The 18,802-nt window shown below is 68.0% G+C and carries 21 protein-coding genes and 1 other RNA gene; 8 read left to right on the top strand and 14 right to left on the bottom strand.

Going from position 1 to position 18,802, the window contains the following annotated elements; genetic code table 11:
• Both infB and rbfA read left to right on the top strand, forming a co-directional pair.
• The coding region (infB, locus tag BRX43_RS09610; protein ID WP_125994645.1) for a translation initiation factor IF-2 at positions 1-2,227 on the top strand (2,227 nt) is incomplete at its 5' end.
• 85 nt (positions 2,228-2,312) lie between these two features.
• Entirely contained in the window at positions 2,313-2,708 is a 396-nt protein-coding gene (rbfA, locus tag BRX43_RS09615) for a 30S ribosome-binding factor RbfA (protein ID WP_125994646.1), read from the top strand.
• 206 nt (positions 2,709-2,914) lie between these two features.
• Here the strand turns inward: rbfA and wrbA are convergent, their stop codons facing one another.
• Positions 2,915-3,517: an NAD(P)H:quinone oxidoreductase gene (wrbA, locus tag BRX43_RS09620; RefSeq protein WP_125994647.1), complete on the bottom strand. Its 603-nt coding sequence runs from the start codon at positions 3,515-3,517 to the stop codon at positions 2,915-2,917.
• A 43-nt stretch (positions 3,518-3,560) separates the two neighbouring features.
• Positions 3,561-4,286: a pirin family protein gene (locus BRX43_RS09625; RefSeq protein WP_125994648.1), complete on the bottom strand. Its 726-nt coding sequence runs from the start codon at positions 4,284-4,286 to the stop codon at positions 3,561-3,563.
• A 114-nt stretch (positions 4,287-4,400) separates the two neighbouring features.
• On the opposite strand from BRX43_RS09625, the gene BRX43_RS09630 reads away from it, so the two are divergent.
• From BRX43_RS09630 to BRX43_RS09640, 3 genes are all read left to right on the top strand, one after another.
• Positions 4,401-5,339 carry a LysR family transcriptional regulator gene (locus tag BRX43_RS09630; protein WP_125994649.1) on the top strand — a complete coding sequence of 313 codons (939 nt, stop codon included), beginning with the start codon at positions 4,401-4,403 and terminating at the stop codon, positions 5,337-5,339.
• Positions 5,340-5,346: 7 nt separating this feature from the next.
• Entirely contained in the window at positions 5,347-6,486 is a 1,140-nt protein-coding gene (locus tag BRX43_RS09635; protein ID WP_125994650.1) for an AI-2E family transporter, read from the top strand.
• 101 nt (positions 6,487-6,587) lie between these two features.
• Positions 6,588-7,289: a response regulator transcription factor gene (locus tag BRX43_RS09640; RefSeq protein WP_125994651.1), complete on the top strand. Its 702-nt coding sequence runs from the start codon at positions 6,588-6,590 to the stop codon at positions 7,287-7,289.
• A 334-nt stretch (positions 7,290-7,623) separates the two neighbouring features.
• On the opposite strand, the gene BRX43_RS09645 is transcribed toward BRX43_RS09640, so the two are convergent.
• Complete coding sequence (locus BRX43_RS09645; protein WP_125994652.1) at positions 7,624-9,279, bottom strand: amidohydrolase; 1,656 nt, start codon at positions 9,277-9,279, stop codon at positions 7,624-7,626.
• A gap of 56 nt (positions 9,280-9,335) precedes the next feature.
• Between BRX43_RS09645 and BRX43_RS09650 the strand changes: the two genes are divergently transcribed.
• Positions 9,336-10,580 (top strand): threonine ammonia-lyase, encoded by a 1,245-nt coding sequence (locus BRX43_RS09650; RefSeq protein ID WP_125994653.1) that lies wholly within the window; start codon positions 9,336-9,338, stop codon positions 10,578-10,580.
• A gap of 48 nt (positions 10,581-10,628) precedes the next feature.
• Here BRX43_RS09650 and BRX43_RS09655 read toward each other — a convergent pair whose 3' ends face one another.
• Positions 10,629-10,874: a hypothetical protein gene (locus BRX43_RS09655; protein WP_125994654.1), complete on the bottom strand. Its 246-nt coding sequence runs from the start codon at positions 10,872-10,874 to the stop codon at positions 10,629-10,631.
• Positions 10,875-11,051: 177 nt separating this feature from the next.
• Here BRX43_RS09655 and BRX43_RS09660 point away from each other — a divergent pair, with 177 nt between their 5' ends.
• Complete coding sequence (locus BRX43_RS09660; RefSeq protein ID WP_125994655.1) at positions 11,052-11,858, top strand: arginyltransferase; 807 nt, start codon at positions 11,052-11,054, stop codon at positions 11,856-11,858.
• 67 nt (positions 11,859-11,925) lie between these two features.
• On the opposite strand, the gene ffs is transcribed toward BRX43_RS09660, so the two are convergent.
• The 6 genes from ffs to BRX43_RS09690 all read right to left on the bottom strand — a co-directional run bounded on the left by ffs (position 11,926) and on the right by BRX43_RS09690 (position 15,212).
• Positions 11,926-12,023, bottom strand: an RNA gene (ffs, locus tag BRX43_RS09665) — signal recognition particle sRNA small type.
• Positions 12,024-12,082: 59 nt separating this feature from the next.
• Positions 12,083-12,316, bottom strand: coding sequence for a hypothetical protein (locus tag BRX43_RS09670; protein ID WP_241214881.1), 234 nt, complete (start codon positions 12,314-12,316; stop codon positions 12,083-12,085).
• Positions 12,317-12,355: 39 nt separating this feature from the next.
• On the bottom strand, positions 12,356-12,646 hold the full coding sequence (locus BRX43_RS09675) for a hypothetical protein (protein ID WP_125994656.1): 291 nt from the start codon (positions 12,644-12,646) through the stop codon (positions 12,356-12,358).
• A 138-nt stretch (positions 12,647-12,784) separates the two neighbouring features.
• Positions 12,785-13,087 (bottom strand): 2Fe-2S iron-sulfur cluster-binding protein, encoded by a 303-nt coding sequence (locus BRX43_RS09680; RefSeq protein ID WP_125994657.1) that lies wholly within the window; start codon positions 13,085-13,087, stop codon positions 12,785-12,787.
• Positions 13,084-14,163 carry a cysteine desulfurase family protein gene (locus BRX43_RS09685; RefSeq protein WP_125994658.1) on the bottom strand — a complete coding sequence of 360 codons (1,080 nt, stop codon included), beginning with the start codon at positions 14,161-14,163 and terminating at the stop codon, positions 13,084-13,086. Before BRX43_RS09685 ends, BRX43_RS09680 begins: the two co-directional genes overlap by 4 nt.
• Positions 14,160-15,212 carry an aminotransferase class V-fold PLP-dependent enzyme gene (locus tag BRX43_RS09690; RefSeq protein WP_277600161.1) on the bottom strand — a complete coding sequence of 351 codons (1,053 nt, stop codon included), beginning with the start codon at positions 15,210-15,212 and terminating at the stop codon, positions 14,160-14,162. Before BRX43_RS09690 ends, BRX43_RS09685 begins: the two co-directional genes overlap by 4 nt.
• A gap of 94 nt (positions 15,213-15,306) precedes the next feature.
• Here BRX43_RS09690 and BRX43_RS09695 point away from each other — a divergent pair, with 94 nt between their 5' ends.
• Entirely contained in the window at positions 15,307-15,963 is a 657-nt protein-coding gene (locus tag BRX43_RS09695) for an alpha/beta hydrolase (protein ID WP_125994660.1), read from the top strand.
• A gap of 86 nt (positions 15,964-16,049) precedes the next feature.
• Here the strand turns inward: BRX43_RS09695 and BRX43_RS09700 are convergent, their stop codons facing one another.
• From BRX43_RS09700 to BRX43_RS09715, 4 genes are all read right to left on the bottom strand, one after another.
• Entirely contained in the window at positions 16,050-16,472 is a 423-nt protein-coding gene (locus BRX43_RS09700) for a hypothetical protein (protein WP_125994661.1), read from the bottom strand.
• Positions 16,473-16,480: 8 nt separating this feature from the next.
• Positions 16,481-17,482 (bottom strand): hypothetical protein, encoded by a 1,002-nt coding sequence (locus BRX43_RS09705; protein WP_125994662.1) that lies wholly within the window; start codon positions 17,480-17,482, stop codon positions 16,481-16,483.
• A 148-nt stretch (positions 17,483-17,630) separates the two neighbouring features.
• Complete coding sequence (locus tag BRX43_RS09710) at positions 17,631-17,810, bottom strand: hypothetical protein (protein WP_125994663.1); 180 nt, start codon at positions 17,808-17,810, stop codon at positions 17,631-17,633.
• Positions 17,807-18,781, bottom strand: coding sequence for a threonine/serine dehydratase (locus tag BRX43_RS09715; RefSeq protein ID WP_125994664.1), 975 nt, complete (start codon positions 18,779-18,781; stop codon positions 17,807-17,809). The genes BRX43_RS09710 and BRX43_RS09715 overlap by 4 nt, the downstream gene beginning before the upstream one ends.
• Between the last annotated feature and the right edge of the window lie 21 nt (positions 18,782-18,802).

An 18,802-nucleotide genomic window follows, 5' to 3' on the forward strand; every position in this document is an offset into this window, starting at 1 on the left:
GGCGCGGGGATCGGTGCCGGCCCCCGCCCCCGTGGCGGCGCGTCCGGCACCGATCCCCGCGCCCGCTCCGGCGCGTCCGGTGGTCGAACTGGCGCGCGATCCGTCGATGCCGGCCCCGCGCCGCTTCTCGCCGGTCGCCCGGCCCGAGCGTCCTCCGCCGCCCGCGCCCAAGCCGGTGGAAAAGCCCGCAGCCGCCGCGGCACCGACCGCCGCCGCCAAGCCGGCCGAATCGTCGGCATCGCAGCCGCGCAGCTTCACCTCGGGTGCGGCGACGCCGCGCGCCGGTGCGCCGGCCACGCGTCCGCAGCAGCGTGACCGGCGCGGCGACGAGCGTCGTGGCGGCAAGCTGACCGTGACCCGCGCGCTGGGCAGCGACGACGGCGCGCGCGCCCGTTCGCTCGCGGCGCTCAAGCGGGCCCGCGAGAAGGAGAAGCGCTCCTTCGGTGGTCCGCGCGAGCCGCAGATCAAGCAGGTCCGCGACGTGCAGGTGCCCGAGGCGATCACGGTGCAGGAACTCGCCAACCGCATGGCGGAAAAGGGTGCGGATCTGGTCAAGACGCTGTTCAAGATGGGCATGCCCGTCACGATGACGCAGACGATCGACCAGGATACGGCCGAGTTGCTGGTGACCGAGTTCGGCCACAATATCGTCCGTGTCTCCGACAGCGATGTCGATCTGGCGGTCGATACCAACGAGGATCCGGTCGAGGCCCTGCAGCCGCGTCCGCCCGTCGTCACGATCATGGGCCATGTCGACCATGGCAAGACCTCGCTGCTCGACGCGCTGCGCGGCACCGACGTGGTGCGGGGCGAGGCCGGTGGCATCACCCAGCATATCGGCGCCTATCAGGTCACGCTGAAGGACAAGTCGAAGGTCACCTTCCTCGACACGCCGGGTCACGAGGCCTTCACCCAGATGCGCGCACGTGGCGCCGACGTCACGGATATCGTGGTGCTGGTGGTCGCGGCCGATGACGGGCTGATGCCGCAGACGATCGAGGCGATCAACCACACCAAGGCGGCCGGCGTGCCGATGATCGTGGCGATCAACAAGATCGACAAGCATGAGGCCAATGCCCAGAAGGTGCGCGAGCGCCTGCTGAGCGAGGAAGTCGTGGTCGAGGAAATGGGCGGCGACGTCCAGAACGTCGAGGTGTCGGCGCTCAAGAAGATCGGCCTGGAAGAACTGATCGAGAAGATCCAGCTTCAGGCCGAACTGATGGAGCTGTCCGCCAACCCCGATCGCCCGGCCGACGGCACGGTGATCGAGGCCAAGCTGGACAAGGGCCGTGGCCCGGTCGCGACGGTCCTGGTCAATCGCGGCACGCTGAAGGTCGGCGACGTGTTCGTCGTCGGCGCGGAAAGCGGTCGTGTCCGGGCGCTGGTCGACGACAAGGGTCGCCAGATCAAGGAAGCTGGTCCGTCCATGCCGGTCGAGGTGCTCGGCCTGTCGGGCGTGCCGTCGGCGGGCGATCCGCTGCAGGTCGTCGAGAACGAGGCGCGGGCGCGCGAAGTGGCGGAATATCGCCAGGGCGTGCTGACCCAGAAGCGCACCACCTCGGCCCCGGCCAGCCTGGAGTCGATGTTTTCGGCGCTGCGCCAGAACCAGGCGGCGGAATATCCGCTGGTGGTGAAGGCGGACACGCAGGGCACGGTCGAGGCGATCGTGGCGTCGATCAACAAGATCTCGACCGATCTGATCCGCGCCCGCATCCTGCATTCGGGCGTCGGCGGCATCACCGAGAGCGACGTGACGCTGGCCGGTGCGTCGGGCGCGCCGATCGTGGGCTTCAACGTCCGCGCCAATGCCAAGGCGCGTGAGATTGCCGAGCGGCAGAAGGTGGCGTTGAAATATTACGACGTCATCTACGACCTGATCGACGAGATTCGCGCCGGCATGGCGGGGCAGCTCGGGCCGGAGGCGTTCGAGACGGTGGTCGGCCGCGCCGAGATCCGCGAGGTCTTCTCCGCGGGCAAGCACGGCCGGGCAGCCGGTCTGCTGGTTGTCGACGGCGTCATCCGCAAGGCGCTCAAGGCGCGCATCATGCGCAACGACGTCATCATCTATCAGGGTGAGATCGCGTCGCTTCGTCGCTTCAAGGACGATGTCGCCGAAGTGCGCGCCGGCCTGGAGTGCGGTGTGACCTTCTCGAACAATTTCGTGGATATCCGCTCCGGCGACTATCTCGAAACCTTCGAGGTCGAACTGCGCGAGCGCACCCTCTGATCGGGCGCGCGACCGGTGGCGGCTTCCCCGCCGCCGGTCGCCCCCGGATTTACCGCCGCCCGCTGACCGGCGGCGCAGGACGACCATGAAACATCAAAGCGACGCCGCCCCCGAAAAATCCGTCCGCACGCTGCGTGTCGGCGAGCAGGTGCGGCACATCCTGTCCGAAGTCCTCCAGCGCGGCGACGTGCATGACGATGTGCTGGCGAAGCACATGGTGTCGGTGACCGAGGTCCGCATGTCGCCCGACCTGCGCCACGCCACCGTGTTCGTGAAGCCGCTGCTCGGCAAGGACGAGGCGGCGGTGCTGAAGGCGCTACGCACCAACACTGCCTATCTGCAGCGCGAGGTCGCGACCCGCATCAAGATGAAATATGCCGCCAAGCTCAAGTTCCTGGCGGACGAAAGCTTCGACGAGGGCAGCCATATCGACCAGTTGCTGCGCGCACCGCAGGTGGCGCGCGATCTGAACGAGGATTGAGAACCGCTTTGATCCGCCCATAAGCCGGGCAGGATTGTAAACACGCGTGTTCCGCGGCGAACGCCGGGGTCCAGTTGGGGAACGTTCGTAACGAAGCGCATCGCTCCCTTACCTCCGCCTTCCCGACTGGGCCCCGGCCTTCGCCGGGGAACCGAAGATTTCTCATGATGCGGGGCGCCAGCCACAGCCGGCACCCCGCTTCATCGTCAACCGAACAGCTTCGCCGCCGTCTCCGCGATCCGCTTGCCCTGGTAGCGCGCGCCGGCGAGCTCCTCGGCGTGCGGCTGTCGGCTGCCGTCGCCGTCCGCGATCGTGGTCGCGCCATAGGGCGTGCCACCCAGCACCTCGGCGACGCCCATCTGGCCCTTGAAGCCGTAATCCAGCCCGACGATCGTCATGCCATGATGCAGCAGGTTGGTGATGATCGAGAAGAGCGTCGTCTCCTGCCCGCCATGCTGGCTGGCGGTCGAGGTGAAGGCACCGCCGACCTTGCCGATCAGCTTGCCCTGGAACCACAGGCCGCCGGTCGTGTCCCAGAAGGACGCCATCTGGCTGGGCATCCGGCCATAGCGGGTCGGTGCGCCGACGATGATCGCGTCATAATCGGCCAGCGCGTCCGGCCCCTCGATCAGCGGGTGGGCGGTGTCGGTCTTGAAATGCGCCGCCTCGACCACCGCCTTGGGCGCGGTTTCCTCGACGCGGCGGATGTCCACCTGCGCGCCGGCCTCGCGGGCACCCTCAGCGACGGCATCGGCCATCTGCTCGATATGGCCATAGGACGAATAGTACAGCACCAGAACCTTGGTCATCGATAACTCCCTTTCCAAATCAGCGTGGTGATCCCGGAGAGGATCATTCGGCGTCGACCAGGACGATCTCGGCATCGTCGGTTGCCGCGATGTCGTACGTGCGGCCGCCCGACAGCGCCGCGCCGTCGCGCGCGTCGAACGTCTGGCCGTCGATCGTGATCCGCCCGGTGGCGGGCACCAGATAGGCGTGGCGGCCGGCCTCGACGCGGTGGCTGGTCGCCTCGCCGGCCTTCAGCGTCGCGCCCATCACCCGCGCCTTGGCCCGGATCGGCAGCGCATCGCTATCCTCCGCGAAGCCCGACGCCAGGGTCACGAACCTGCCCGAGCGCTCGCCCTTGGGAAACGGCTTGGCGCCCCAATGCGGCTCGCCACCCCGGCTGGTCGGCTCGATCCAGATCTGGAACAGAGTGGTCGGCACGTCTTCCAGATTATATTCGGCATGGCGGACGCCCGATCCGGCGCTCATCACCTGCACGTCGCCGGCGCCGGTTCGGCCCTTGTTGCCCAGCGAATCCTGGTGGGTGATCGCGCCGCTGCGGACATAGGTGACGATCTCCATGTCGCGATGCGGATGCGGCGGGAAACCGTTCTGCGGCGCGATGACATCGTCGTTCCATACGCGGATCGCGCCCCAGCCCATCCGGTCGGGATCGTGATAGCCGGCGAAGGAGAAATGGTGACGCGCGTCGAGCCAGCCATGATTCGCATGGCCCAGCGTGTCGAAGCGACGGCGGTCGATGGCTTGGGTGTCGGAGACTGTGTCGGACATGGTGTCGAACTCCTGTGATGACACCAAGATAGGCGCTTTGCGGGTCGCGTAAACGGAAACGGTGGAAACCGATCGTTTCCACGGATAAGCTTCCCGCAAAGGAGCAATGCCGCCATGCGTCTGCCGGATCTGGAAGCCTGGGCGATCTTCGCGGCGGTGGCGGAGCATCGCTCGTTCAGCGGTGCGGCCGCCGCGATCGGCCTCAGCAAGGCGACCGTGTCCAAGGCGGTGTCGCGGCTGGAGGCGCAGATCGGTCAGTCGCTGTTCCACCGCACCTCGCGCCGCCTGGCCCTGACCGAGGCGGGGCGGCCGCTCGCCGACCATGCCGCGCGGCTGCTGGCGGAGGCGCGCGCCGCCGAGGAGGCCGCCCATGACGCCGCCACCTCTCCGGCCGGGCGGGTGCGACTCGCCGCGCCGATGAGCTTCGGCATCGCCAATGTCGCGCCTTTGGTCGCGCGGTTCCTGGCCCAACATCCCGGCGTCGAGATCGACCTGCACCTGTCGGACGCGCGAATCGACATCGTCGCGGAGGGGTTCGACGTGGCGCTGCGGATCGGCGACCTGGCGGACAGCTCGCTGCGCGCGCGCCGGCTGTGCGGCATCGCCAGCCATATCGTCGCCGCCCCCGCCTATCTCGCGGCCGCCGGCGCGCCTGCTCATCCCAACGAGTTGAGCGCGCACCGGCTGCTCGGCTATGCCAATGCACCCGGCCCGTGGCGCTTCGCCGATGCGGAGGGGACGGTGCTGACCGTGCAGGCCGACGGGCCGCTGACCGCCAATAGCGGCGATGCGCTGGTGCCGGCCCTGCTCCAGGGGCTGGGGATCGCCCGGTTGCCCGGCTTCATCGTCGGCCCTCACCTGGCCAGCGGCGCGCTGGTCGCGATCCTACCCGACTGGACGCCGCCGCCGATCGGGCTGCACCTGCTCACGCCGCCCAGCCCCTTGCGACCGATGCGGGTCGAAGCGCTGATCGCCTTTCTCGCGGAGCATCTGCACGATCCCTGCGCCGCGGCGGCGACAAAGCCTGTCGCGAGCGGCCGGGCTCTGCCATGAACCGCGCATGACCTCCGACGATCCCGCGACCCAGCCCGAACCGCCCGCCGGTCGCCTGGCCCCCGACGAAGCGGATGGGCGATTCATCCGTCGGGTCGTCATCCTGGTCGTGCTGGCGGCGGTGGTGCTGGCGCTGTGGCGGGCGAGCGACCTGCTGATCCTCGCCTTCGGATCGGTACTGGGCGCGACCGTCATCCACGCCTTTGCCGATCTCTATGTCCGCCGCCTGAAGATGCCGGCGAAAGCGGCGCTGGGGACGGCGATGGCGACCGTGCTGGCGGCGATCGCCTTCCTGGTCTGGCTGTTCGGCGTCGCCTTTCGTCAGCAACTCAATGCGCTGGTCACCGCCCTGCCCGGCCTGATCGACCAGTTCGCGCGCTGGGCCAGCCAGTCGCCGGTCGGCGCCAAGATCGTCGATGCGGTGCGCGCCGCCTTTGCCGGCAGCCGGGTCGCGCAGGATATCGGCGGGCTGGCGCAGGGCACGGGCGAGCTGATCCTGAACGCCCTCCTGCTGCTGGTCGGCGCCTTCTTCTTCGCGGGCGATCCCAAGGTCTATGAGCGCGGGCTGTTGCTGCTCGTCCCGCGCAAGCACCGGCCGGCGGTGGAGGATGCCCTGGTCGACGTGGCGGTGACGCTGCGGCTGTGGCTGCGATCGTCGCTGATCCTGATGACGAGCATGGGGGTGCTGGTCGGCATCGGCCTGGCGCTGTCGGGCGTGCCGTCCGCCGCGGCGCTGGGCCTGCTGGCTGGATTGTCGGAATTCATCCCCTATGTCGGGCCGACCGCCGCGATGCTGCCTGCCCTGGGACTGGCGGCGATCCACGGCACCGGCCCCGTCATCGGGACGCTCGTCACCTATGCGGTCGTGCGGCTGATTCAGACGAACTTCATCACTCCTTATGTCCAGCAGCGGGTGATCTCGATCCCGCCGGCCGTCACCGTCTTCGCGATCATCGGCATCGGGGTGGTGTTCGGCATCTTCGGCCTGTTCTTCTCGGCCGCGCTGCTGGTGGTATTTTTTACCCTGATTCGCAGCCTTTACCTGCGCGAGGTGCTGGGCGAGCCGATCCCCCGCGTCGTCCATCCCTCGCTGGTGCAGGAAAATGAAGCGAAAATGGAGCGGGGGGCTTTTCCCGATCGTCTCTAACCAGAAATTAACCTTTTGCCTTCAAATGTTCTTTGGTTAATGAATCCAAGCCGACCGATTCCATGGGATGGGATCTTCGGCTTGTGACAGGGGACTGGCTGATGCGCGTGCTGTTGATCGAGGACGAGCCGACCACGGCAAAGGCCATCGAGCTCATGCTCTCCACGGAGGGCTTCAACTGCTACACGACCGATCTGGGCGAGGAAGGCCTCGATCTGGGCAAGCTGTATGATTACGACATCATTCTGCTCGACCTGAACCTGCCCGACATGCACGGCTATGACGTGCTGAAGAAGCTGCGGGTGGCGCGGGTGACGACCCCGGTGCTGATCCTGTCGGGCGTCAATGAGATGGATTCGAAGGTGCGCAGCTTCGGCTTCGGCGCCGACGATTACGTCACCAAACCATTCCATCGCGAAGAGCTGATCGCGCGCATCCACGCTGTGGTCCGCCGCTCCAAGGGGCATAGCCAGTCGGTGATCCGCACCGGCAAGCTCGCCGTCAACCTCGACGCCAAGACGGTCGAGGTCGATGGCGCGCGCGTGCACCTGACCGGCAAGGAATATGCGATGCTGGAGCTGCTCTCGCTCCGCAAGGGCACGACGCTGACCAAGGAGATGTTCCTGAACCATCTCTATGGCGGCATGGACGAGCCCGAACTGAAGATCATCGACGTCTTCATCTGCAAGCTGCGCAAGAAGCTGTCGCTGGCCTGCGACGGCGAGAATTACATCGAGACCGTCTGGGGTCGCGGCTATGTGCTGCGCGACTCGGAAGACGCGGAGATCAACGCCGTCGCCTGATCCGGTTAACCCGTGGGGGGTTGATCGCCGCGCGTCTCTAGCGAGACGCGCGGCTTTTCACGTTTGAAAGGATGATGGACGCGGGTCCGTGCGCCGGCTTCACCGCGATTTGGGAAGAGGCCGCCCCTCGTCACCGTCCGGCGACGGCCGGGACCGCTGCACGAGTCGATGTTCCATTCCCGTTACCCGGCAGAGGCGGGAGTTCGGCTCCGGAAGGTTTCGAACGAATGGCGAGGCTCACCCGGCTGGATCCACCCCTCGGCGGATGATCCCGGCGGGTCTTTCAGAGGGCTCGTCTGCGCCGGGGTAGTCCGCGCGGAGGCGAGGCCCCTCCCTACTTCCGCTCCCACATCTTCTCACCGCCGACCCAGGTTTCCTGCACCTTGGTCGCGCGCAGCTCGGCCGGGGAGGCGGCGGTCGGATCGCGGTCGACGATCAGGAAATCGGCGCGCTGCCCGGGCGCCAGTCGCCCGAACTTGGTCTCGGCAAAGCCGGCATAGGCCCCGCCTTGGGTGAAGGCCCGCCACGCCTGTTCGCGCGTCACCGCCTCTTCCGGCCGCCAGCCGCCCGGCGGCTGCCCCTGGGCGTCCTCGCGCGAGACGGCGGCGGCCCAGCCGGCGAAGGGATCGGGGCTTTCCACCGGATAGTCCGATCCGAAGGCGAGCGGCACGCCGTTCGCCAGCATCGTCCGCCAGGCATAGGCCCCGGCCAGCCGCGCCGGGCCCAGCCGCGCCTCGGCCATCACCCGGTCGCTGGTCGCATGGACCGGCTGCATCGAGGCGATGGTGCCATGCTGGCCGAATCGCTTCAGGTCGGCGGGATCGACAATCTGCGCATGTTCGATCCGCCAGCGGCGATCGCCCTTGTAGGTTTCCGACAGTTCGTCGATCGCGCCCAGCACCTCGGCATTGGTGGCGTCGCCGATCGCATGGACGGCGACCTGATATCCGTCCATCGCCGCGCGGCTCATCAGGTTGCGCAGCACCGTGTCGGACAGGAAGCCCAGCCCCGATTCGCGGGGGGAATCGGCATAGGGCGCTTTCAGCCACGCGCCGCGCGAGCCGAGCGCGCCGTCCCCGTACAGCTTCACGCCCACCAGCCGCAGCCGGTCCTGATAGAGCCAGGGCGTCGGCCCCTTGCCGCCGATCCGCACCGTATCCTCGATGCCGGCGCCATAGCTGATGACTCGAATCCGCAGATTGCCGATGTCGCCCATCCGGCGATAGGTCAGCCAGTCGTCGACGCTGGTGCCCATATCGGCGGTGGCGGTGACGCCGTTCGCCAGCAGCAGCGCCTGCGCCTTGAGGAAGGCGAGGTCGCGTTCCTTGGGCAAAGGCTGCGGCACCACCTTCTGGATCAGCGCCTGCGCGGCATCGACGAAGACGCCGGACGGCTGGGCGCCGCTCTTCTCGATCCGTCCGCCCGCGGGCGACACGGTCTTCGCGGTCACCCCCGCCTCGCGCAGCGCGACGCTGTTCGCCCAGCCGGCATGGCCGTCGGCGCGCGCCAGCCAGACCGGCCGGTCGGGCACCGCCGCATCCAGCTCGACGGCGGTGGGGAAGCGGCCCAGACCCCAGGCCTCCTGGTTCCAGCCGCCGCCCAAGATCCATTTCCGTTCCGGATTGGCGGCGGCATAGGCGCGGATGCGCGCCTGCGCCTCGGCCAGCGTGCGCGCGCCCGACAGGTCGAGCTCCAACTGGCGAAAGCCCAGTTCCAGCACATGGCCGTGCGAATCGACGAAGCCGGGGATCATCACCCGCCCCTTCATATCGGCGCGCCAGTCGAGCTTTTCGGGCCGTTTATCCTTGGCGGACAGCAATTTGGCGACCTTGCCATCAAGCGACATCAACAGGCCGGTGAAGCGGACGACCTTGCCATCCTCGTCCAGCGTGATGCCGGTGACATTGTCGACCAGCGCGTCCGCGCTCGCCGCGACAGGCCAGGCGATCAGTGACAGGGCCACCAAGCCCTTGATTGCATATCCTTGCATGACATCGGCGCATAAGCGGTGTTTCCACGCCGCACCAGACGGTCTAACGACGCCCGATGACAACCCAGGTCAATGCGCCCGCCGCCTCGCTGCCCGTGTCCATCGATGACGTCCGGACCGCCCATGCGCGCATTCGCGAGTCGATCGTGCGCACCCCGACCCTGATCAGCCGCACCCTGTCGCAACTGACCGGCGCCACCGTCTATCTGAAGTTCGAGAATCTCCAGTTCACCGCCGCCTATAAGGAGCGTGGCGCGCTCAACACGCTGCTCCAGCTCAGCGAGGCGGCCCGGGCGCAGGGCGTGATCGCCGCCTCGGCCGGCAATCACGCGCAGGGCCTCGCCTATCATGCCAACCGGCTGGGCGTTCCCGCGACGATCGTGATGCCGCGCAACACGCCGACCGTGAAGGTCGTGCAGACCGAGGGCCATGGCGCGACGGTCGTGCTGGAGGGCGAGACGTTCGACGCCGCCTATGCCCATGCCCGCGTGCTGGAGGGCGAGCGCGGCTATACCTTCGTCCATCCCTTCGACGACCCCCGGATCATCGCCGGCCAGGGCACGCTGGCGCTGGAGATGCTGGAGGACGCGCCGGACATCGACACCTTCATCGTCCCGATCGGCGGCGGTGGCCTGATCTCCGGCATGGCGACGGTGGCGCGGGCCGCCGACCGGCGGGTCGAGGTGGTCGGCGTGCAGGCCGAACTCTATCCCTCGATGTACAACCGCATCCATGGCACCGACCTGCCCTGCGCGGGCGATACGCTGGCGGAGGGTATCGCGGTGAAGGAGCCGGGCGGGATCACTGCCCGGATCGTCGCCGAACTGGTCGACGACCTCGTGCTGGTCGGCGAACGGCAGCTGGAACAGTCCGTCAGCCTGCTGCTCCAGATCGAGAAGACGGTGGTGGAGGGCGCGGGCGCGGCCGGCCTCGCGGCGCTGCTGGCGCATCCGGAGCGGTTCAAGGGGCGGACCGTGGGCGTGGTGCTGTGCGGCGGCAACATCGACACGCGGCTGCTGGCCAATGTGCTGTTGCGCGACCTGGCGCGGTCGGGTCGGCTCGCCCGACTTCGCATCCGCTTGCAGGATCGGCCGGGTGCCCTGTTCCACGTCGCCCGGATCTTCGATCAGGAGCGGGTGAACATCATCGAGGTCTATCACCAACGCGTCTTCACGACGCTGCCCGCCAAGGGGCTGATCACCGATATCGAGTGCGAGACACGCGATCGGGCGCATCTGGACCGGTTGATCGCGGGCTTGCGCGATGCGGGTTATGAAACCAGCCAGGTCGAACTGGCCTGAACGGGAAACGGCGGGACAGGCCATGGCCCCTCCCGCCGCACAGCAGGATTAGTTGCTGTCCGAATTGTCGTCCTTGACGACGGCGACGACGCCGATCGCCACGACGCCGGCCGCGATCAGCGCACCGAGCAGCGCGCCGCCGCCGGCCGCCTTGTTGGCCTTGCCCGACGGAGCGCTGGCGCGGACCGACTTGGCGACCGACAGCGACGACGCCGGGTTGGCCGGGGCCGCCATCGCGGGAACCGAGATGGCCGACGCGGCGAGAATTGCGACGGCAGAGGTGAACTTCTTCATAAAAATCCTCCCATTGGGAAATTCGGCAACGCAACTAGGATCAGCTCGTTCCCCACCCGATCTCGTGTTTCCGACGTCTGTGACGCCATCGACACAATTTGATGGTAAACGACCTTTTCAGATCCAGCCGCTACCGACATATAACAGCGTAACGACTTTTGTGGGGGTTTTTCGGCGGTGACCGCGCCTTTTCGTTTTCCGCGCTTCTTCGTCACGACGCCGTCACCCTGCCCGTACCTTCCCGGGCGGCAGGAACGGAAGGTCTTCACGGAGCTGACCGGCCCCCATGCCAGCGAGTTGAACGATGCGCTCGGCCGCATCGGCTTTCGCCGCAGCCAAGGCGTGGCCTATCGTCCATCCTGCACCGGCTGCACCGCCTGCGTGTCGGTGCGGGTCGTCAACACCGAGTTCGTGCCCAATGCGACGCAGCGTAAGTTGCTGCGGCGCAACAGCGATCTGGAAGTGGTCGCCTGTCGCGCCTGGGCGACGGACGAGCAGTATCAACTGCTCCGCCGCTATCTCGGCCATCGCCATCCGGGCGGCGGCATGGCCAATATGGACGAGGACGACTTCGCCGACATGGTCGAGCATTCGCCGGTCGATTCGCTGATCGTCGAGTATCGCGAGCCGCCGGCGAACGGCCGGCGCGGCAAGCTGGTGGGCGCCTGCCTGACCGATCGTCAGGCCGACGGGTTGTCGATGATCTACAGCTTCTTCGCGACCGAGGGAGATGGGGGTGATTCGCCGGTCCGGCCGGGCCTCGGCAACCTGATCATCATGGACCACATCATGCGCGCGCGGGATGCCGGCCTGCCCTATCTCTATCTCGGCTATTGGGTGAAGGGTTCGGCGCGCATGGCCTACAAGACGCGCTACCGCCCGCTCGAGCTGCTGGGTCCGGCAGGCTGGCGGCGGCTCCGCGACGAGGATGTGGTGGAGGCCGCCTCGGCCCTGCCCGGTGCGGCGGTGGGCAAGCCGGTCTGATCCCGCCACGGACGGCAGCGGATACGACAAGGGCCAGAGACGTGCTTCCGCGTCTCTGGCCCTTGTCATGGGTGGGAGCCGGGACGACCCGCGGCGAAATCGTTGCGGCTGCTTCCTTCCGGATCTGACCGGGTTGGCGACGACCACGTCCGCCCGACTCCCAGGCGCCCTATGGCGGAGCCGGGCGGCGGGATCAAGTCCCCGCCCGCCCGGCCTTCTATCGGTCAGCGATAGCGGCGCACGGTGCGGCACACCCGCTCGCGATGGCCGTGGATCCAGCGATTGGTGCAGACCTTGCGGGTCGCGACGCGCTGGCGATGATGCGGGCGGACATCGTGGCGGACCACGGTGCGTTCGTGGACGACGGTGCGCTGCGCCGCGGCCGGCGTGGCGAGGGCGATCGGCGACAGGCCGGTGAGCACGACGAGGCCGGCGGCCATAAAGGTCTTGAGGGTCATAAAATTGTCCTTCCTGATGAAAGCTTTAGTATCTTTGGCTTAGCGATAGACGCGGTAGCATTGCCGGCCGTAATAGCCACGCTCGCAGACCAGTCGGCCCCGCCCGCGTCCGGCCCAGCGCGGGCCGCCCTGCCAGCGATGACCGCCCTGCCAGCGGGGGCCGCGATCCCAGCGGTCGCCCCGCCAGCCGCGATCATGGCCGTAATGCCGGCCCGGTCCGCGATCCCAGCCGGGCCCGCGATGATGATCCCATCGCTGCGCCTCTGCCGGCAGGGCGGTCAGGGCTCCGGTGGCGAGCAGGCCGGCACCGATCAGTGCTGCAATCTTCATGGCTCGATACTCCGTTACGCACCCGCCGGGTGAAGCGGGTATGACCAGAGCATTACGGCCATGGCGATGCATCACGGCTGAACCCGCCGTTGTCCCACTGTCAGGAAAGTCAATAGAAAACGATTGTTTTGTAACAGTTTATGTCACGCGGACGACCATGCCGTCCAACGCTTCGGTCAGCCGCACCTGACAGGCCAGCCGGCTGGTGCGGGTGGCGGCGGGGACCAGGTCCAGCATGTCCTCCTCCGCCTCGCCCGGCGGCGGCAGGCGGCCGGCCCAGTCGGCGGCGATGACGACATGGCAGGTGGCGCAGGCCAGTTGGCCGCCGCATGTCCCCTCCAGCGGCATTCCCGCCGCTTGCGCCACGTCGAGCAGCCGCGCGCCCGCTTCCGCTTCCGCCGGCACCGATGCGCCGCGATGCTCGAAGACCAGCCGGATCATTGCGCCGCCGCCGCCTCGGCGATCCGCTCCAGCGCGGCGACCAGCGCGACCTCCTGCGTGTCGCGGCCGAAGCCGATGCGGATCGACGACCGCGCCTCCGCCTCGGACAGGCCGATCGCGCGCAGCACATGGCTGGAGCGTCCCGACCCGCTGGCGCAGGCCGATCCGGCGGAAAAGGCCAGGTCACGGCAGTCGCTCATCAGCCGCGCGACATCCAGGCCGGGCCGCCGCACATTGACATTGCCGCGATAGCGCCGCTCCGCATCGCCGTTCAGCGTCCAGCCCCGCTCCGGCGACAGGATCGCGCGCGCCGCCTGCCACAGCCGCTCGACATGCGCGGCATCCTCGGCCGCCCGCTCGCGCATCAGCCGCGCCGCCGTCCCCAATCCCGCGCAAAGCGCCGGGCTGAGCGTTCCCGAGCGACCGCCCTCCTGGTCGCCGCCATGCAGCAGCGTCGCCGGGGCGGCCTCGCGCATCCACAGGCCACCAATCCCCTTGGGACCGTAGATCTTGTGCGCGGACAGCGCGATCCAGTCCACGCCCTCCGGAATGGCGACACGGCCATAGCCCTGCACCGCGTCGCACAACATGGTCGCGCCCGCCGCCCGCGCCATGGCCGCGAGCTCGGCAATCGGCTGGATCACGCCGATCTCGTTATTGACCAGCATCGCCGCGACCAGGCCGACGCCCGGCCGGATCGCCGCCCGTGCCGCCGCCGGATCGACCAGCCCGGCTTCGTCCACGGGAAGGATCGTGACGTCGCGGCCGCGTGCCGCCTCCGCCGCGACGCTGTCGAGCACGGCGGCATGTTCGGTGGCGATGGTGACGATGCCGCCCTGGCTGCCCTTGATCGCCCAGTTAATCGCCTCGGTCGCGCCGCCGGTGAAGGCCAGCCGCCCGCCGCCCGGCAGCAGCGCGGCGACCGCATCGCGCGCCACCTCGACGCCCGCACGGGCGACGCGCCCGGCGCGGTGCGCGCTGTGCGGATTGCCATGCTGGTCCTGCAACCAGGGCAACATCTCCGCCAGCGCCTCGGGCGCGAGCGGGGTCGTCGCCTGGTAATCAAGATAGGTCATGCCGCGAACCGCCCGGTCGCTCGTGCCATCGCGCGCCAGGCGGCAACGAACGCCTCGACCTCCGCCGCCCCGGTCGTCCGGCCGAAACTGACCCGGATCACCTCGCGGCCCTCCTCCGCGCGCCAGCCCATCGCCGCCAGCACATGGCTGGGCTTCATGCTGCCGCTGGCGCAGGCGCTTCCGGCCGACACAGCGAAGCCGGCCAGGTCGAGCCGGATCAGCTGCGTCGCCGCCGCCACGCCGGGCAGACGATAGGAGCCGATCGCCGGGTGCCGCCCCGCCCCCGCCGCCACCGCGATGCCGCCCGACCGGGTGATCCGGTCATCGAGCATCGCGCGCAATTCCGCATGGTCCGGCTCCGGCTCCGCGAGCGCGGCCGCGTAACCGAGCGCGGCGGGCAAATTCTCCGTACCCGGCCGATAGCCGCGCTCCTGCCCGCCACTGGGGCTGAGCAAGGCCAGGTCGCGCACCAGCAGCGCGCCGATCCCCGGCGGTCCGCCGCGCTTGTGCGCCGACAGCGCGATCAGGTCGGCCTGCGTCGCCAGCGCCGGGTCCGCGCCCGCCGGCATCTGCGCGGCATCGACCAGCAGATGCGCGCCCGCCGCATGGACCGCCGCCGCGATCGCGGCGATCGGCTGGCGCACGCCGGTCTCGCTATTCGCCCATTGCACCGCGACCAGATCGCCGGGCGTGAGCGACAGCGCCGCCGGATCGACCAGCCCGTCCGTACCGACCGGCAGGGTCAGCGCATCGGGGCACGCGCGCAGCACCGCGTCATGCTCGACCGCGCTGACCAGCACGCGCTCCGCCTGCGACCGGCCCAGCGCGATCGCCAGCGCCTCGCTCGCGCCGCTGGTGAAGAGCAGCTCGTGCCGCCAGCCATAGGCGGCCGCCACCTCGACCCGCGCGCCCTCCAGCGCCGCCTTCGCCGCGCGCCCTTCGGCATGGGGGCTGGAGGGATTGGCCCAGCGCGTCATCCCCTCCGAAACGGCCGCACGTGCCGCCTCGGTCATCATCGTGGTGGCGGCATGATCGAGATAGGTGCGCAAAGCTGGGGCCGTTTCGATTGCGGAAGGAGGCGTGACGCCTATATAGCGCCCGATATCTCCCGCTCCACCCTTGGGGCCTAGCCCGAGTTTTCCGATGCCCGAAGTCATCTTTCCCGGACCCGAGGGTCGCCTGGAGGGGCGTTTCGCCCCCGCTCCCCGGCCGCGCGCGCCCGTCGCCATGATCCTGCACCCGCACCCCTCCTCCGGGGGTACGATGAACAACCGCATCGTGCAGGAACTCTACAAGACGTTCCAGCGGCGCGGTTTCGCCACGCTGCGCTTCAACTTCCGCGGCGTCGGCAAGAGCCAGGGCGTGTTCGACAACGGCATCGGCGAGCTGTCCGACGCCGCCTCGGCGCTCGACTGGGTGCAGAGCTTCCATCCGGAGGCGTCGACGACCTGGGTGGCGGGCTTCGGCTTCGGCGCGTGGATCGGGATGCAGCTGCTGATGCGCCGGCCGGAGATTCGCGGCTTCATCTCGATCGCGCCGCCGGCCAACATGTTCGACTTCACGTTCCTGGCCCCCTGCCCCTCCTCGGGCATCATCATCCAGGGCGAGCAGGACGAGGTGGTGACGCCCGGCGCGGTGCAGAAGCTGGTCGACAAGCTGCGCACGCAGAAACACATCACCATCCACCACGACACCATCCCCAAGGCGAACCACTTCTTCGAGCATGAGATGCCCGACCTGATGGGGTCGGTGGACCGCTATCTCGACATGCGCCTGGACCCCCGTTCGCCGATCAAGTGATCGCGCTGCGTCCCTGACCGGATACGAAAAACGCCCGCCTGGCTGCCGAGCCGGCGGGCGTTTCCGTGTTCAAAGACGGCGATCCATCAGTCGCCGGTCACGCGCCCGTCGACATCGGGTAGGCCGGCGGCATATCGTTCGTCGCGCACCTCCTCCAGTAGCGTGTCGATTTCCCAGATCAGGTCGATTCCTTGACCGGTCTTACCGTTGGTTTCTTCCGGGTCTTCCAGGAATAGGGCCTTGGCCTGTTCGGCCATGGCGACCAGCCTGGCGTAACGCTCCTCGCCGACCTTGTCGCGAACCAGGCCAAAGGCCTTGATCAAGCGCGCAAAATGCGTGTGGATGTTCTCTCCAAAAAACTCTTCCTCTGGATCTCGATAGCTCGGCGCCTTGCCGATATGGTAGGCAAGTTCATCCTGTATCTCACTGAGATGCCGTGGCATATATTCCCCGCGATACCAGGGCCTATCGGGAACTTGGTCACTAGTACCCGCTTCCTCGTTTTGCATGATCGCCCCTATCGCTTGATAATGGAAGAACCACCGGAATTATATTCGTTTGGCGTGATGATAACGACGTGGTTCGGACGGAAATCGCTACCAAAAAATCCTCGTACCTGAGGAGTGTTTCCCTGCTTTTTCGTGAGGCTAATATCGATCGCCGTATCGTCAACACGAATGTCGGGCTGGCGGTAGCTACCCGTTATGGAGTCACGTTCAACGCGATTTACGCGGACACGGCCTTGCGATGTGACCTTTATGCCATACCGATCGTAGAGCGCTCTAATTTTCTTTCTGACCTCAGTGTCAATATAATTGCCGAGGCGCATCGAATCTGTCGTTCCGCGCTTTAGCCTTCCCTGTTTCAGCATCTCGACACCTTCTTCATAGGCCTTGTCCGCCATTTCCTGCCTGCGGCGAATCGTTTCGATCGTCAGGGCCCCGTAACCCCCCTTCACCCGCACTAAAGTTACCGCGCGGATCATCCGGAGATCGTTCAACCGGTTGAGCCGTCCTTCCACCGTCGTGTTGGGACCAAGTTCGTCATAGTGAAAACCCGGATTGAGCCGCTTGATGTCTGCAAGTATATTGTCGGCCTGCGCGTCGATCTGCCCGATCCGCATCTCGTTCGCCGGCCCGGTGAAGTCGAACAGGTGATCCATCACCGCGACCACCGCCCCGCCCGGCGCGCTGCGCAAGCCGGGGGCGACCTGTTCCAGCGTCATCGGGTCCTGGAAGGCCCCACTGTTGCTGCCCCGCCCGCCGGGCGTTCGCGCCTGGAGATGCGCGATCCGGTCCGATGCCGACGTGCCCGAGCCACTGGTCCGATGCCCGGACTCCGGCCGGACATAGGCCGTGCCGCGCGCACCGCCGGGCGCGAAGGTGAACCGGCCGTTGGTCGGGTCGTGATAGGGATTGAACTTGCACTCGATCCCGTCGGCCGTCCGTACGATCGGCCAGCGCCCCGTCCTCAACCAGGATGAAAAAGCCTGTCGTCGTAGCTGCTCCGTCTGTTGCATGTCGTCGCCGCCTGTCGTGACGACAGGAACAAAGAAGCAACATTGCCCAACATTGCAAGCATAACTGCATCGGAAATCGTGCGGTTATCCGACAGGTGGTTCAACGGCAGGGCAAAACTATTTCAACGGCGCGACCATCCCGGCCGGCTTACATCGACCAGATCACCACATTTCCCAGCAGCACCGCCGCCAGCACGATCATCAGCACGCCCTTGCGCTTGTCGCGCCGCTGCCGGATCAGCCGGACGCCGCCGATCAGGCAGGCGAAGCAGGCGAGCATCGCCAGCGTCGGCGCGGCCGCCGCGATACCGGCGAGCGGCCCGGTCATGCCGCGCCGCCCTCCGCCAGCGCGCGCGCATAGGCGGCCAGGTCGACATTGCCGCCCGACAGCACCACCAGCGTGCCGTCCGCCGGCGTCACCTGCCCGGTCAGCATCGCCGCCAGCGCCACCGCGCCGCCCGGCTCCACCACCAGGCGCAGCCGCTCCGCCGCCCAGGCCTGCGCCCGCCTTATCGCCGCCTCGCTGACCGCCAGCCCGTCCGCGCCGCGCCGCGACAGCACGTCGAAGGTCAGCGGCGAGACGCGCGGCGTCTGGAGCGCGTCGCAGGCGGTCGGCGGCGGCGCGTCGCCGACCGGCTCGATCCAGCCCGCCTCCAGACTGCGGCGCATATCGTCCCAGCCCTCCGGCTCGACCACGGTAATCCGCGCCTCGGGCAGCGCCAGCGCCATCCCCGCCGACAAGCCGCCGCCGCCGCACGGCACCACCGCCTGGACCGGCGCGCCGACGCCCAGGGCCTGCATCTGCGCCGCCGCCTCGATCCCGCAGCTTCCCTGGCCCTCGATGATCCAGGGATCGTCGAAGCTCGGCACCAGCACCGCGCCGCGCGCCTCCGCCAGCGCGGCGGCGATCGCCTCGCGGCTCTGGGTCTTGCGGTCGTAATCGACCACCTCCGCGCCCAGCGCCAGCGTCCCCTCCCGCTTGGCGCGCGGCGCGTCGGCGGGCATCACGATGGTCGCGGCGATGCCGAGTCGCTTCGCCGCCCAGGCCACCCCCTGCGCATGATTGCCCGAGGAGAAGGCGACGACGCCGCGCCGCCGCTGATCCTCGTCCAGCGCGGTCAGCCGATGCCATGCCCCGCGTAGCTTGAACGCGCCCATCGGCTGCAACGATTCGGCCTTCATAAACACCGTCCGGCCGCGGATTTCCGCCGTGTAGAGCGGCGTGGGCGGCACGACCCGCGCCAGCTTCGCCGCCGCGTCGCGGACCCCCGCGCGTGTCGGCTGTCGCTGAATTGTCACTTTTTACCGCTCCCTCGATTC

The sequence above is a fragment of the Sphingomonas sp. S-NIH.Pt15_0812 genome (assembly GCF_003951315.1).
GTDB lineage: Bacteria > Pseudomonadota > Alphaproteobacteria > Sphingomonadales > Sphingomonadaceae > Sphingomonas.